This is a genomic window from Citrobacter sp. wls714, from assembly GCF_005281025.1.
In the GTDB taxonomy this organism is placed as follows: Bacteria; Pseudomonadota; Gammaproteobacteria; order Enterobacterales; family Enterobacteriaceae; genus Citrobacter; species Citrobacter werkmanii.
The window spans coordinates 134,905-148,902 of sequence record NZ_SZWZ01000092.1 but is presented as its reverse complement, the minus strand read 5'-3'; the positions used below and the strand labels follow the sequence as shown (position 1 = coordinate 148,902).

Sequence of the window (13,998 nt, the reverse complement as noted above, 5' to 3'; positions counted from 1 at the left end):
GCGAAGCCGCCACCCGGCATTTCATATTAAGATTTGGTCGATTGCTCAAAGCGGCGCAGTAACTGATTGCCACGCTCAACCGCGGCATCCAACGCCTGCTGTGGGGTTTTCTTTCCGGTCCACACGCTTTCCAGCTCTTCATCCACGATGGTACGGATCTGCGGCATGTTGCCCAGACGCAGCCCTTTAGTGAACGGTAACGGCGGTTTGTTCAGCATCTGACGGGTGGCGATATCGGCCCCGGGGTTCTTATCATAGAAGCCCTGCTCCCGAGTCAGATCGTACGCGGCGGTGGTGATCGGCAGATAGCCGGTTTTCTGGTGCCATTCGGCAGCAATCTCAGGCTTCGCGAGGAAGTTAAGGAACTGCGCTACGCCTTCGTAGGTGGCTTTGTCTTTGCCTTGCATCACCCACAGGCTGGCCCCACCGATAATCGCATTCTGCGGCGCACCCTTCACGTCGGCATCGTACGGCATCATGCCGACGCCATAGTTGAATTTGGCGTAGTGACGGATGTCGGCCAGAGAACCAGAAGAAGCAGTGGTAATGGCGCAATCCCCATTGTAGAACTTCTCGGTGGATTCATCTTTACGTCCGAAGTAGCTGAAATCACCTTTTTTATTCAGTTCTTCCAGTAGTGCAATGTGTTTCACCTGCTCCGGTTTATTGAACTCCAGCACCGCGTCAGTACCGTCAAAACCGTTGTTTTTGGTGGCGACCGGCAGACCGTTCCAGGCGCTGAAGTTTTCGATCTGAATCCAGCCCTGCCAACCGCTGGCGTAGCCACACTTCATACCTGCGGCTTTCAGCTTCGCGGTGTATTCCGCCAGATCCTGCCAGGTTTTTGGCGGTTGCTCAGGGTCTAAACCGGCTTTTTTGAAGGCGTCTTTGTTGTAATACAGCACCGGCGTGGAGCTGTTAAACGGCTGGGAGAGCAGATGTCCGCTTTTCGAGTCAGTGTAATAACCGGAAACCGTCGGCACGAACTGAGATTCATCGAAGTTGATGCCAGCCTCTTTGAATACTTCATAGACCGGTTTAATGGCTTTTGAGGCCATCATCGTTGCCGTACCCACTTCATAAACCTGCAACAGCGCAGGGGCGTTTCCGGTACGGAAGGCGGCAATACCTGCGCTCAGGCTCTGCTCGTAGTTACCTTTGTACTGTGGAACAATTTTGTAGTCGGGGTTGGCGGCATTAAAACGTTGCGCCAGTGAATCAACTTCTTTACCCAGTTCGCCTTCCATTGAGTGCCAGAACGGGATGGTGGTAACTGCCAGCGCCTGACCTGCAAATGCCAGGCTAAGTGCCAGTCCTAAAGCTGTATGTCGTAACGATATCATCGGTTATCTCTCTTGTTGTGCCGGATGCGCGATATCACGCGTTTTATGCTCGCGGGGGTAACATGACATGCTCGAATGACAGAAAAATAACTTTTTTATTACAAAAAAAAGATAGTAAGGCGACAAACAGATGGCAAGGCGGTGAAAGCGGAGTGACAGGAAAATGCGGGGTGGAGCACAACAAAGCCGGGGAGGTGCCTTACCCGGCCCATAAAAAGATTTGCCGTACAGATGAGATCACTCAGGTTGTGCGAACGTAAACTCCAGCGCCAGGCCCAGAACCTGCATACCGTGGATATTATCTTCCGGCGATATCGCCACCAGACTTTCCAGAAACTTGAGCCGTCGCGACTGGGCGTTAATGATGAGCTTTCCTCGTAACGCAGGAAGCTTCAGCGAAGTGATGGGATAAACCACACGGCCAACGACTTCAACCGGCAGCTTGCGTAACTCGACCTGCTGCAGCACACCAACAGAAGAGTACAGCAATGCAACAGGCGTAACGGCAAGCAACGGCGCGCTACTGATACTCACGAAATCCAGAAGCAGCTCGGGGCGCAGATAGTGCAGTCCATTAAAAGAGACCGTGACACCTTCTATTGCGGGCATGGGCAGCACGTCAGTTTGACGCGGTAAATCATTCATTCAATTACCATTGACTCGAGATATACATCAAGCCGTTGATTATGCAGCAAATAACCTATGCTTGCTGGGACAAGGCTCGCAATACCTGCAGATTTAGCTAGCGACGTGACCTGACACGCTGCCCATTCACTCCGGTAACGTTAATCCCGACGCCAGCGTCGTTCAAATTCATTCTGTAAACGCTGCTGTTCCCGCCGCTCACGTTCACGCTGGATATCTGATTTCTCATCTTCCCAGCCAGGGCATACCGAGCTGGTGAAGACTTCGCAGGGCGAGCTGGACTGTGCCAACGGGTTGGTTGGTTTCTCTTCCCAGATAGACGGATCGCGCGGGTCGAACGTTTGCGGTTCCAATGCCTGAGCGCCAGATGCAAACGCCAATAACAGAGTTCCAATCATCATGCAGGTACCTGAACGTATCATCCTTTCTCCATGTTCATATTATTATTGATAACCATTCTCAATAATAACATAACGCGATAAAAAGGGGCCATCAGGCCCCTTAACTCTTAAGAGAAATCTTAACCGCCCAGATAAGCGCTACGCACCGCTTCATTCGCCAGTAGCGCATCGCCGGTGTCTTCCAGTACCACATGACCGTTTTCCAGCACGTAGCCGCGGTCGGCGAGTTTCAGCGCCTGGTTGGCGTTCTGCTCGACGAGGAAGATGGTCATCCCCTGCTCGCGCAACTGCTCAATGGTGTTAAAGATCTGCTGGATGATAATCGGCGCCAACCCCAGAGAAGGTTCATCCAGCAGCAACAGGCGCGGCTGGCTCATCAGCGCGCGGCCAATCGCCAGCATCTGTTGTTCACCGCCGGACATGGTGCCCGCACGCTGAATGCGACGCTCATGCAGGCGCGGGAACAGGTCATACACCCACTTGATACGTTCCTGAAACTGGTCCTTCTCGGCAAAGAAGCCGCCCATCGCCAGGTTCTCTTCCACCGTCATACGCGAAAACACACGACGCCCTTCCGGAACGATCGCCACCGCTTCGCGCATGATTTTCGCTGTCTGCCAGTCGGTAATGTCTTTACCATCAAAGACAATTCGCCCGCTGGTCGCGCGTGGGTCGCCGCATAACGTACCGAGCAGGGTAGTTTTCCCCGCGCCGTTGGCGCCGATAAGCGTTACGATTTCACCCTGATTGATATACAGGCTAACCTCGTGCAGCGCCTGAATTTTGCCGTAGTGGGCGCTGACTTTATCGAACGATAACATCGCCTTATCCATATTATGCCTCGCCCCCATTATGCTTCACCTAAATAGGCGCGGATCACGTCCGGGTTATTACGAATCTGTTCCGGCGTCCCGTTCGCCAGCGGCGTGCCCTGGTTCACCACGTAAATACGGTCGGAAATTCCCATCACCAGTTTCATATCGTGCTCAATCAACAGAATGGTGGTGTTGTGATGGTTGCGCAGCTCGGCAATCAGCTCGTCCAGCTCTTTAGTCTCTTTCGGGTTGAGGCCAGCGGCCGGTTCGTCGAGCATCAGGATTTCCGGCTGTGTCACCATGCAGCGGGCGATCTCCAAACGACGCTGGTCACCGTAGGCGAGGTTACTGGCCTGACGGTTGGCATGCTCCAGCAAACCAATACGCGCAAGCCAGGTGGCGGCGCGATCCAGGGCTTCACTCTGCGCGCGACGGAACGACGGCGTTTTTAACAGGCCGGAAAAGACGCCGGTTTTCAATTGCTGATGTTGCGCCACCAGCAGGTTTTCAATCACCGTCATTTCACGAAACAGGCGTACATGCTGGAAAGTACGCACCACGCCCATACGCGCGATTTGCTGACCCGGCAGCCCTTCCAGATGCTGGTCGCGCAGCTTAATCGTCCCGCCCGTCGGTTTATAAAAACCGGTCAGGCAGTTAAAGACCGTGGTTTTACCCGCGCCGTTTGGCCCGATTAACGAGACGATTTCCTGCGGCCTCAGTTCCAGCTCAACGTTGTTCACCGCCAGCAGACCGCCGAAGCGCATCATCAGGCCGTTAACGGATAATAATGGCTGACTCATGCCTGCTCTCCTTTTGCTTCCCCGTTTTTCAGCTTCAACTGCGGACGGGTCATCGGCAACAAGCCCTGCGGACGCCAGATCATCATCAGTACCATCAAACCACCCAGCATTAACATGCTGTATTCATTGAAATCACGCATCAGTTCGCGTGACACGACCAGCAGGATAGCTGCGAGGATGACCGCAAACTGCGAACCCATCCCACCCAGTACCACAATCGCCAGCACAAAGGCCGACTCGGCAAAGGTGAACGATTCCGGGCTGACAAAACCCTGCCGCGCGGCAAACAGCGTGCCGGCAAAACCCGCGAACGCGGCGCTGATGGTAAAGGCGGTCAGCTTGATGCGTGTAGGATTTAAGCCCAGCGAACGGCAGGCGATTTCATCTTCACGCAGCGCTTCCCACGCACGTCCCAGCGGCATGCGCAGCAGACGGTTGATGACAAACAGCGAGAACACCACCAGCAGCAGCGCCACCAGATAGAGGAAAATCACGCGATCGGACGGGTCATACTTCACGTTAAAGAAGTTGCTGAAGGTATCCCAGCCGCCTTCACGCGCGCTGCGGCTGAACTCAAGCCCGAAAAAGGTGGGTTTCGGGATCTGGCTAATACCGTTCGGGCCGCCGGTGATTTCGGTGTTGTTGAGCAGCAGGATACGGACGATTTCGCCGAAGCCTAAGGTCACAATCGCCAGATAATCACCGCGCAGGCGCAGTACCGGGAAGCCCAGCAGGAAGCCCGCAGCAGCGGAAACCAGCCCTGCCAGCGGCAGACAGGTCCAGAAGCCGAGGCCGTAATAATGGTTCAGCAGTGCGAAGGTGTAAGCGCCGATGGCATAGAAGCCGCCGTAGCCCAGCACCAGCAGGCCGGAAAGCCCCACCACCACGTTTAAGCCGAGGCCGAGGATGATATAAATCATCGTCAGCGTGGCGATATCCACCGTTCCGCGCGACACCATAAACGGCCACACCACGGCAATCACCAGCAGCGCCACCAGGAACAGCTTCTGTTTAACGGTGGAGCCATCAATCGCCGGCAGAATAAACTTCGGCCCGGAGACACTCTTCAGGCCCTTCTGGAAGGCCGGACGCAACAGCTGGAAAAGGAACACCACGCCAGTGCCGATGAACACCCACTGCCAGCGGATATCCGCAGCGGTATCCACCACCAGTTTGGTGCCATCCAGTTCTAACTGAACGCCCATAAAGACGCCCGCCAGAATGAAGAACATGGCGGCAGAGAGCAGCGCCATTGCAAAATGCATCGGTTTCATACTTTCTCTACCTCCGGACGACCCAGAATACCGGTCGGCATCACCAGCAGTACCAGAATCAGCAGCGCGAACGACACCACGTCTTTGTATTCGGTACTCAGATAAGCAGAAGAAAGCGCTTCGGCAACGCCCAGAATCAGGCCGCCGATCATCGCGCCAGGGATGCTGCCAATGCCGCCCAGTACCGCCGCGGTAAAGGCTTTCATCCCGGCCATAAAGCCGATGTAGGGGTTAATTACGCCATAGAACTGACCGAGCAGCACGCCCGCAACCGCCGCCATTGCCGCACCGATCACAAAGGTCAGCGCAATCACGCGGTCGGTGTTAATGCCGAGCAGGCTGGCCATTTTCAGATCTTCCGCACAGGCGCGGCAAGCGCGTCCCATACGCGAATAGCGGATAAACAGCGTCAGCGCCAGCATCGCGAGGAAGGTTACAATCCAGATAACCAGCTGCATAGTGGTGATAGATGCAGAGAAGTTATCACTACTGCCGACAGTCCACTGGCCGTTAAACAGGCTGGGCAGCGCCACGTCGCGCGAACCTTCCGTCAGGCTGACGTAGTTTTGCAGGAAGATGGACATCCCGATAGCGGAAATTAGCGCGATCAAACGCTTGGAGCTGCGCACGGGCCGATACGCCACCCGTTCAATACTCCAGCCGTAGGCGCTGGCAATCACAATCGCGCCGACGAAGCCCGCCGCGACCAGTAGCCAACTGGAATCAATCCCCATCATCATTAGCGCAGCGATGATCATAAAGGAGACATAGCTGCCGATCATATACACCTCGCCATGGGCGAAGTTAATCATGCCAATAATGCCGTACACCATCGTATAACCGATGGCGATCAGCGCGTAGGTGCTTCCCAGCGTGACGCCGTTAAACATCTGCTGCAAGAAATAGAGGAACTGCTCGGACATAAGGTAACCTTTCTTAACCCGCCCGTTTTGCACGGGCGGTGGGATAACTCGTCTTCAGGTATTACTTCGCGACGGTCGATGATCCGTCGGCGTGCCACTGGAAGACACCAAACTCAAATCCCTTCAAATCGCCTTTTTCGTCCCATTTCAGCGGCCCAATCACGGTATCAGCCCCGTGTGCTTTCAGATCTTTCACCAGATCCAGCGGCTCTTTGCTTCCGCTGCGATCCATTGCGCTCGCCAGTGACTGGACGGCTGCATAAGTGATCCACACGTACGGCCCGGTTGGATCTTTCTTGTCAGCTTTGAGCGCATCGACAATCGCTTTATTCGCCGGATCCTGGTCATAGCGTTTTGGCATCGTCACCAGCATGCCTTCTGCGGCATCACCAGCAATGTTAGACAGAGAGGCATTACCCACACCCTCTGGCCCCATAAACTGAGTTTTCAGGCCAACGGAGCGCGCCTGGCGCAGCATTTGCCCCATTTCCGGGTAGTAGCCGCCGTAATAGACGAAGTCGATATTTTCTTTCTTCAGGCGGGCAATCAGCGCAGAGAAATCTTTTTCCCCGGCGGTGATGCCATCAAAGAAGACGATGTTGGCTTTGCCCGCTTTCAGGCTGTCCTGCACCGAACGCGCCAGACCTTCACCATATTGCTGTTTATCATGGATGATGGCGATGCGCTGCGGCTTCACCTTCTCCAGAATGTATTTCGCGGCCGTTGGTCCTTGGGAGGAGTCCAGACCCGCAGTACGCATAATGTGTGCGTAACCGCGCTGAGTCAGTTCCGGGTTGGTTGCCCCCGGGGAAATCATCAGGATCCCTTCGTCTTCATAGATGTCTGACGCTGGCTGAGTCGAAGATGAGCACAGGTGGCCAATAACATACTGAATACCGTCGTTGACGATTTTGTTTGCTACGGCAACAGCCTGTTTTGGATCGCAAGCATCGTCATATTCCACGGCGACCAGCTTGTCGCCTTTGATCCCACCTTTGGCATTGATATCTTTAATGGCCTGACGTGCGCCATTAAATTCCATATCACCCCACTGTGCGACCGGACCCGACATCGCCCCGACAACAGCAACCTTAATATCTTCTGCCATGACAGCATGCGACATTGCCAGTGCTATCACCCCTGCGATGATTGTTTTCGCATTCCGTTTCATTACCTGAATCCCCATTCGTGACGTAATTAATATTTTGTATTTATGTGGTTAAAAAGCAGACTGTGCTTTTTTTGAACTGCACTATTTTTACCAATCTCATTAATGGTTTAGCACAGTTTTTTAAGCAAAATCAGGCTAAAATCTCTATATTTCAGTCGATTAAGAAAAGATAATATTCTGCTTTTCACTATAGATAAACAAAAAAAAGCACGTTTGTCAGCATAAAATAACGGTACAAAGAGCGGAATAAAATGCTGCATCCCAGGGTATTATCCTGCCTGTTTTTCAATCTCTAATGTTTCAAACTGTCATTACCGTCGTCGCAAAACGATTAACCTGGTTAATCGCATAAAAAAGAGAAAGCATCCGGGTGAATTATTTCGGTACACTGCTTCCATCTTTTGTGATTTGGACATGCTGCTAATGAAGCTGACCATCGTTCGTTTAAACAACTTTAGCGCCCAGAATCTGATTGATCTGGGCAAAATCTGGCCGGAATATTCCGCCTCATCGTTAAGCGTAGATGAAACGCACCGGATCTACGCCGCGCGTTTTAACGAGCGTCTGTTAGGCGCTGTACGTGTCACCCTGAGCGGTACCCAAGGCGCTCTGGATTCATTGCGCGTACGTGAAATCACCCGTCGTCGCGGCGTCGGGCAGTATTTGATCGAAGAGGTGATCCGCGAAAACCCATCTGTGAGTTCATGGTGGATGGCAGATGTAGGCGTTGAAGACCGCAGCGTGATGGCCGCGTTTATGCAGGCGTTAGGCTTTACAGCCCAGGCGGATGGCTGGGAGAAAAGATAAAAAAACCACCTCGCAATTTTCCAGGTATGTAGGCCGGGTAAGGCGAAGCCGCCACCCGGCACTCAATTACTTGGCGTCGGTCGCCGTACCATTAGCATGCCAGTCAAACACACCGAATTCGAAGCCTTTCAGATCGCCCTTCTCGTCCCAGGACAGCGGCCCCATTACGGTTTCTACTGAGTTTGCTTTCAGGTATTTGGCAATTTCAGCCGGCTCGTCAGACTGGTTCAGGCCGGCCTGCAAGGATTGCAGCGCGGCGTAAGTGGTCCACACGAATGCGCCACTTGGATCCTGTTTCTTGGCCTTGATAGCATCCACAATCGGTTTGTTTGCAGGCACCTGATCGTAGTTCTTCGGCTTAGTTACCAGTAAGCCTTCCGCAGACTCACCCGCGATGTTAGACAGCGACACGTTCGCTACCCCTTCCGGTCCCATAAACTGGGTTTTCAGACCTGCGGCACGAGACTGACGCAGGATCTGCCCCATTTCCGGGTGATAACCACCGTAGTAAACGAAATCGATATTCTCTTTCTTCAGGCGCGCCACCAGCGTCGAGAAGTCTTTTTCACCGGCGGTAATTCCGTCAAAGAACACCACGTTGGCGTTGCCTTTCTTCAGGCCGTCCTGCACCGCACGCGCCAGACCTTCACCGTACTGCTGCTTATCGTGAATGATGGCGATACGCTGCGGCTTCACTTTTTCCAGAATGTATTTGGCGGCAGTTGGCCCCTGATCGGAATCCAGGCCGGTGGTACGCATCACCAGCTTATAACCACGCGCGGTCAGCTCCGGCGCCGTTGCTGCCGGAGTGATCATCAGAATGCCTTCATCTTCATAGATATCTGACGCGGGCTGGGTAGAAGATGAGCACAGATGACCGATAACGTATTTAATCCCGTCGTTGACCACTTTGTTCGCGACCGCTACCGCTTGTTTCGGGTCACAGGCATCGTCGTATTTCACCACGACCAGTTTGTCACCTTTCACCCCGCCCTTGGCGTTGATATCTGCAATCGCCTGCTCTGCGCCAGTAAACTCCTGATCGCCATACTGTGCTACCGGACCGGACATTGCGCCGACAACGGCCACTTTAATATCCTTAGCAAACGCCATATTGCTCAAAGACAGGGCGATACATCCTGCCAATAACGCTTTACCCTTCATATTCATCCTGACAATCCCCATTATTGTGGTTATTACGTATGTTGTGATGTTGTTGTTCAGCACTTTATTTCGATTATTGGATAGCCACCCGTGCTTTAGCAGCATACTCTGCTAAAACATACCCGATTTTTATTATTTTGGAATAGCTAAATTTGACATGCAGATAACAACTTGATGACAAAAAGCCTAAACGTCAGGAGATAGAGGGAGAGATAAAAACAAAAAACCCCGGATTTTCATCCAGGGTTTATCAGCATTTCCAGGTTTACTGGAAGTTTACGCTTCGATAGCGGCGCGCAGTTTTTTCATGGCGTTCTTTTCAAGCTGACGAACACGTTCAGCAGAAACGCCGTAGCGATCGGCCAGTTCCTGCAACGTGGACTTGTTATCTTCGTCCAGCCAACGAGCGCGGATGATATCCTGGCTACGTTCGTCCAGACCTTCCATTGCGTGAGTCAGTTTGTTCGCGGCCTGATCTTCCCAGTTATCTTCTTCAATGCCATCGGCAAAGTTAGAGGATTTATCCTGCAGATACAGAACCGGCGCCATCGGCTGGCTGTCAGACTCGTCGTCCGAAGACATGTCAAACGTCATGTCCTGCGCCGCCATACGGGATTCCATTTCACGCACGTCTTTGCTGGAAACACCCAACTCACGAGCCACCATTTCAACTTCGTCCTGGTTGAACCAGCCCAGACGCTGCTTGGTTTTACGCAGGTTAAAGAACAGCTTACGCTGTGCTTTAGTGGTCGCGACTTTCACGATACGCCAGTTACGCAGAACGTATTCATGGATCTCAGCTTTGATCCAGTGCACAGCGAAAGAAACCAGGCGCACACCCACTTCCGGGTTGAAACGGCGCACGGCTTTCATCAGGCCGATATTACCTTCCTGAATCAGATCCGCCTGCGGCAGGCCATAGCCCGCGTAGTTACGAGCAATATGAACAACAAAGCGCAGGTGAGACAGGATCAGCGTTTTAGCTGCTTCCAGATCGCCCTGGTAATGCAGCTTTTCAGCCAGTGCCCGCTCCTCGTCAGCCGACAACATCGGCCACGCGTTCGCAGCCCGGATGTAAGATTCCAGGTTACCAACAGGGGCTAAAGCTAAATTTTGCATTTCTTTGGTCATTCAAATCCTCTCAATCTTTTCATCTGGCGCGTTGGCAAAAACTAATTAACAAAAACCAGTAGCAACAACCATGCCAGAGCTTATGAGCAACGAGAATATCATTCAATCTTTTATCAGACAGTGATTTTATCCACAAGTTCCATGTCGTAATGTGTATAAATTACGCACAAAATGTGACATCACAATGAATACGCCGGGAAGAGATAACAGGGACTCTTTCCCTGCAGAGCGAACTACTCAGTGCAGGGAAAGATTATACCAGAGATTTTTTAATCGGGGGTAAAGTGGCGTAAATGTTGAACCGTGGCAAGCCAGGCTGCCACCCAGCCGATCATTGAGCACACCAGCAGCAATAACAGGCACTCGTCGAATGATAAGCCATTGATATCAAACTTTGTTCCAAAAACCTGCGCCACTTCAGTCACCGCTGACGACAAACGCATCACCAAAATTTCTGACAAAATCAGTGAAAGAAATGCGCCGGAAAAACCGAGCAGCGCGCCGCCGTAAAGGAATGGACGCAGGATAAATCCGTCCGTTGCGCCAATCAGCTTTTGCACGTTAATGGTATCGCGACGCGCAAAAATACTCAGGCGCACGCTGTTACCGATGACGAGGAAGACCGCCGCCACCATCAGCACGCCAATCATCGCGGATACGCGCCCCACGAGTCCCGTCAGCGCCGCCAGACGAGCGAACCAGCTGTCGTCCATCCGCACTTCATCAATACCGTTGATTTGTGCAATACGGTCGCGCAGGGTGTTCAGCGACTCCGTCCCCTGGAAGTCCAGTTTCGGGATCACCACCGCTACGGCAGGAAGCGGGTTCTCTTCCAGCATGTCCAGCGCACCGCCAAAACCGGACCAGTTACGGAATTCACCCAACGCATCTTCGCGGGAAAGATAATTTACTTTCTCGACGCCCTGTTCGGCCTGCAACTGACCCACCACCCGCGCGGCGGCATCGTCATCCAGCGTTTTTTGCAGATAGACGGTGATTTGTGGCGAGGGATAATACTGGCTTGCCGCCTGGTTTACGTTTTTATAAACCATGTAACACACGCTTGGCAGCGTCAGGGAGATGGCGATCACCATCACCGTCAGGAACGTCGCCAGCGGCTTACTTTTCAGGTCCTGCAACGCGCCCTGGAACGCGTAACGCACCTGCTCGTTAAAAACGTTGGTTTTACGTGAGTTCGGTTTTGGCGCGGCTTTCGCACGCTTCGGTGCATTACGACCGCCATCACCCGGCGCGCCGCCTGATTTACGAAAACGATCCAGTCGGCCACCGAACTGTTTGATTTGATTGATAGCGTCACGTCTATTCATGCGCCAGGCCTCCATGCAGGTGTCCATCACTCAGGACCAGCTGGCGGTAGGAGCGACGGGAGATCAGACCAATATCGTGCGTGGCCATTAATACCGTGACCCCGACGCGGTTAAACTCTTCGAACAGGCGAAGGATCCCTTCCGACAGCGCGTCATCCAGGTTCCCCGTCGGTTCATCCGCCAGCAGTACCGCAGGTTTATTCACCACCGCACGGGCGATGCCCACGCGCTGTTGTTCACCGCCGGAGAGCTGAATCGGGAAGTTTTTCGCTTTGTCCAACAGCCCGACCTTATCCAGTGCCGCTGACACGCGACGACGAATATCGTCCCCGCTGGCGCCCGCGATGATCAGCGGAATTGCCACGTTGTCAAACACGGTTCTGTCCATCAACAGGTGGTGATCCTGAAAAATCATGCCAATCTGACGACGCAGAAACGGCACTTCACGGTTTTTCAAACGGCTGATGTCATGCCCGCTGAAATAGATTTTTCCGGCGCTGGGCCGTTCAATTCCACAGATCAGCTTCAGCAGGGTACTTTTACCCGCACCAGAGTGGCCGGTCAGAAACGCCATCTCGCCAGGCTGCATATGGAAGGTCACTCCCTGCAGCGCTTGTCTCCCACCGAGATAGGCCTTGCTGACATGTTCAAAGCGAATCATTGTTAATCCTCTCGGGCAAAAAGTGCCTCAATAAAATCGTCCGCTTTAAACGGACGTAAATCCTCGATACGTTCGCCCACACCAATATAGCGGATAGGGATGCCAAACTGATCGGCAACCGAGAAGATGACCCCCCCCTTCGCCGTACCGTCCAGCTTGGTCAGGGTAATACCGGTTAAGCCCACCGCTTCATGGAACAGTTTGGCCTGGCTTATCGCATTCTGCCCGGTACTGGCGTCGATAGTCAGCATAACTTCGTGCGGCGCCTCTTCGTCGAGCTTCTTCATGACGCGAACGATTTTTTTCAGTTCTTCCATCAGGTGCGATTTGTTCTGCAAACGCCCTGCGGTATCAGCGATCAGCACGTCTACGTTACGTGCCTTCGCGGCCTGAATAGCATCAAAGATAACGGAGGCGGAATCCGCGCCGGTATGCTGCGCAATCACCGGGATATTGTTACGCTGACCCCAGACCTGCAACTGCTCTACCGCTGCCGCACGGAAGGTATCGCCCGCCGCCAGCATCACCGTTTTACCCTGCTGCTCAAACTGACGCGCCAGCTTACCAATGGTAGTTGTTTTACCCACGCCGTTGACGCCAACCATCAAGATAACAAATGGCGTTTTACCCTCGACGTTTAGCGGCTCATCAACCTTCGCCAGAATCTCGCCCATCTCATCTTTCAGCAGGCCATACAGCGCTTCTGCATCTTTGAGCTGCTTGCGGCTGGCGCCTTCCGTCAGATTCGCAATAATTTTGCGGGTCGTTTCTACACCCACATCGGCGATCAGCAGTTGCTCTTCCAGCTCTTCAAACAGATCATCGTCGATCTTTTTACCGCGGAACAGACTGATAAATCCGGAACCGAGGTTTTCTTTTGTTTTCAGCAGACTGCGTTTCAGACGCGCAAAGAAACCTTCTTTAGTTGGTTTTTCCTGCTCCTGGACCGCCTCTTCTACCGGTTCTTCAACGGCAGGTTCTTCAACCGGCACCACCATGACGGCTTCTTCCGCCGCCTCAGCGGCCAGGGCCTGCGCTTCCAGCTCTTCATCGGTCAGCTGCAGTTCGTTTTCGGCTTCTTCTTCAACCGCCTCGACGATTTCTACAGTTTCTGCTTCAGCCTGCCACTCTTCGGCAGAAACATCTGCGGTTTTCACCTCTTCCGGCAGCGGCAATTCTTCGTGTTCGATAACCGCCGCCGCAGGGGTTTCCACTGCAGGTTCAACAGTGGATTCAGCAACCGCTTCAACCTCCGGCTGCAGTTGCTCAGCAACAGGTTCTTCTTCCGGCTGCAGTTTTTCGATTTCCGCAACCTGTTCAGTGACTTCAACAACTTCAGCAGCAAAGGCTTGTGTTTGTGCCTCGCTACGGGTTTCCTCGGCGCGCGGCTGTTCGTCAACGACGGTAGTTTCTTCAGCAACCGGTTGTTGTTCTTCGTTTTTTAGTTCTGTCTCGTTTTCCGGTGCCTGCTCTTTTTGACCAAAGCCCAGCCAGGAAAAAAAGCCACGTTTTTTCTCTTTCGCCATTTGCGA

General features: G+C 53.2%; 14 protein-coding genes. 1 reads left to right on the top strand and 13 read right to left on the bottom strand.

Annotated features, from left to right (window positions below; genetic code table 11):
* Positions 1-26 precede the first annotated feature (26 nt).
* The 8 genes from ugpB to livK all read right to left on the bottom strand — a co-directional run bounded on the left by ugpB (position 27) and on the right by livK (position 7,375).
* Positions 27-1,343 (bottom strand): sn-glycerol-3-phosphate ABC transporter substrate-binding protein UgpB, encoded by a 1,317-nt coding sequence (ugpB, locus tag FDX11_RS19405; RefSeq protein WP_016154831.1) that lies wholly within the window; start codon positions 1,341-1,343, stop codon positions 27-29.
* A 237-nt stretch (positions 1,344-1,580) separates the two neighbouring features.
* Positions 1,581-1,988 (bottom strand): hypothetical protein, encoded by a 408-nt coding sequence (locus tag FDX11_RS19400; protein WP_042311848.1) that lies wholly within the window; start codon positions 1,986-1,988, stop codon positions 1,581-1,583.
* A 140-nt stretch (positions 1,989-2,128) separates the two neighbouring features.
* Entirely contained in the window at positions 2,129-2,410 is a 282-nt protein-coding gene (locus FDX11_RS19395) for a hypothetical protein (protein WP_042311846.1), read from the bottom strand.
* 98 nt (positions 2,411-2,508) lie between these two features.
* The gene (livF, locus tag FDX11_RS19390; RefSeq protein ID WP_087856271.1) at positions 2,509-3,222 is read right to left on the bottom strand and encodes a high-affinity branched-chain amino acid ABC transporter ATP-binding protein LivF; all 714 of its coding nucleotides are present in this window, start codon (positions 3,220-3,222) and stop codon (positions 2,509-2,511) included.
* 17 nt (positions 3,223-3,239) lie between these two features.
* Entirely contained in the window at positions 3,240-4,007 is a 768-nt protein-coding gene (gene livG, locus FDX11_RS19385) for a high-affinity branched-chain amino acid ABC transporter ATP-binding protein LivG (protein WP_003827578.1), read from the bottom strand.
* Entirely contained in the window at positions 4,004-5,281 is a 1,278-nt protein-coding gene (livM, locus tag FDX11_RS19380; protein WP_042311843.1) for a branched chain amino acid ABC transporter permease LivM, read from the bottom strand. The genes livG and livM overlap by 4 nt, the downstream gene beginning before the upstream one ends.
* Positions 5,278-6,204, bottom strand: a complete 927-nt coding sequence (gene livH / locus FDX11_RS19375) for a high-affinity branched-chain amino acid ABC transporter permease LivH (RefSeq protein ID WP_003827575.1) — start codon at positions 6,202-6,204, stop codon at positions 5,278-5,280. Before livH ends, livM begins: the two co-directional genes overlap by 4 nt.
* A 61-nt stretch (positions 6,205-6,265) precedes the next feature.
* Positions 6,266-7,375: a high-affinity branched-chain amino acid ABC transporter substrate-binding protein LivK gene (gene livK, locus FDX11_RS19370; protein WP_038634989.1), complete on the bottom strand. Its 1,110-nt coding sequence runs from the start codon at positions 7,373-7,375 to the stop codon at positions 6,266-6,268.
* Positions 7,376-7,798: 423 nt separating this feature from the next.
* On the opposite strand from livK, the gene panM reads away from it, so the two are divergent.
* Positions 7,799-8,182 carry an aspartate 1-decarboxylase autocleavage activator PanM gene (gene panM / locus FDX11_RS19365; protein WP_137398402.1) on the top strand — a complete coding sequence of 128 codons (384 nt, stop codon included), beginning with the start codon at positions 7,799-7,801 and terminating at the stop codon, positions 8,180-8,182.
* Between the two features lie 66 nt (positions 8,183-8,248).
* On the opposite strand, the gene livJ is transcribed toward panM, so the two are convergent.
* From livJ to ftsY, 5 genes are all read right to left on the bottom strand, one after another.
* Complete coding sequence (gene livJ, locus FDX11_RS19360; protein ID WP_170975619.1) at positions 8,249-9,352, bottom strand: branched chain amino acid ABC transporter substrate-binding protein LivJ; 1,104 nt, start codon at positions 9,350-9,352, stop codon at positions 8,249-8,251.
* 270 nt (positions 9,353-9,622) lie between these two features.
* Positions 9,623-10,477, bottom strand: coding sequence for an RNA polymerase sigma factor RpoH (gene rpoH, locus FDX11_RS19355; protein WP_038634997.1), 855 nt, complete (start codon positions 10,475-10,477; stop codon positions 9,623-9,625).
* 269 nt (positions 10,478-10,746) lie between these two features.
* Positions 10,747-11,805: a permease-like cell division protein FtsX gene (ftsX, locus tag FDX11_RS19350; RefSeq protein WP_042311999.1), complete on the bottom strand. Its 1,059-nt coding sequence runs from the start codon at positions 11,803-11,805 to the stop codon at positions 10,747-10,749.
* On the bottom strand, positions 11,798-12,466 hold the full coding sequence (ftsE, locus tag FDX11_RS19345) for a cell division ATP-binding protein FtsE (protein ID WP_006687468.1): 669 nt from the start codon (positions 12,464-12,466) through the stop codon (positions 11,798-11,800). The genes ftsX and ftsE overlap by 8 nt, the downstream gene beginning before the upstream one ends.
* Positions 12,467-12,468: 2 nt before the next feature.
* Positions 12,469-13,992 carry a signal recognition particle-docking protein FtsY gene (ftsY, locus tag FDX11_RS19340; RefSeq protein WP_137398400.1) on the bottom strand — a complete coding sequence of 508 codons (1,524 nt, stop codon included), beginning with the start codon at positions 13,990-13,992 and terminating at the stop codon, positions 12,469-12,471.
* Positions 13,993-13,998: the final 6 nt, after the last annotated feature.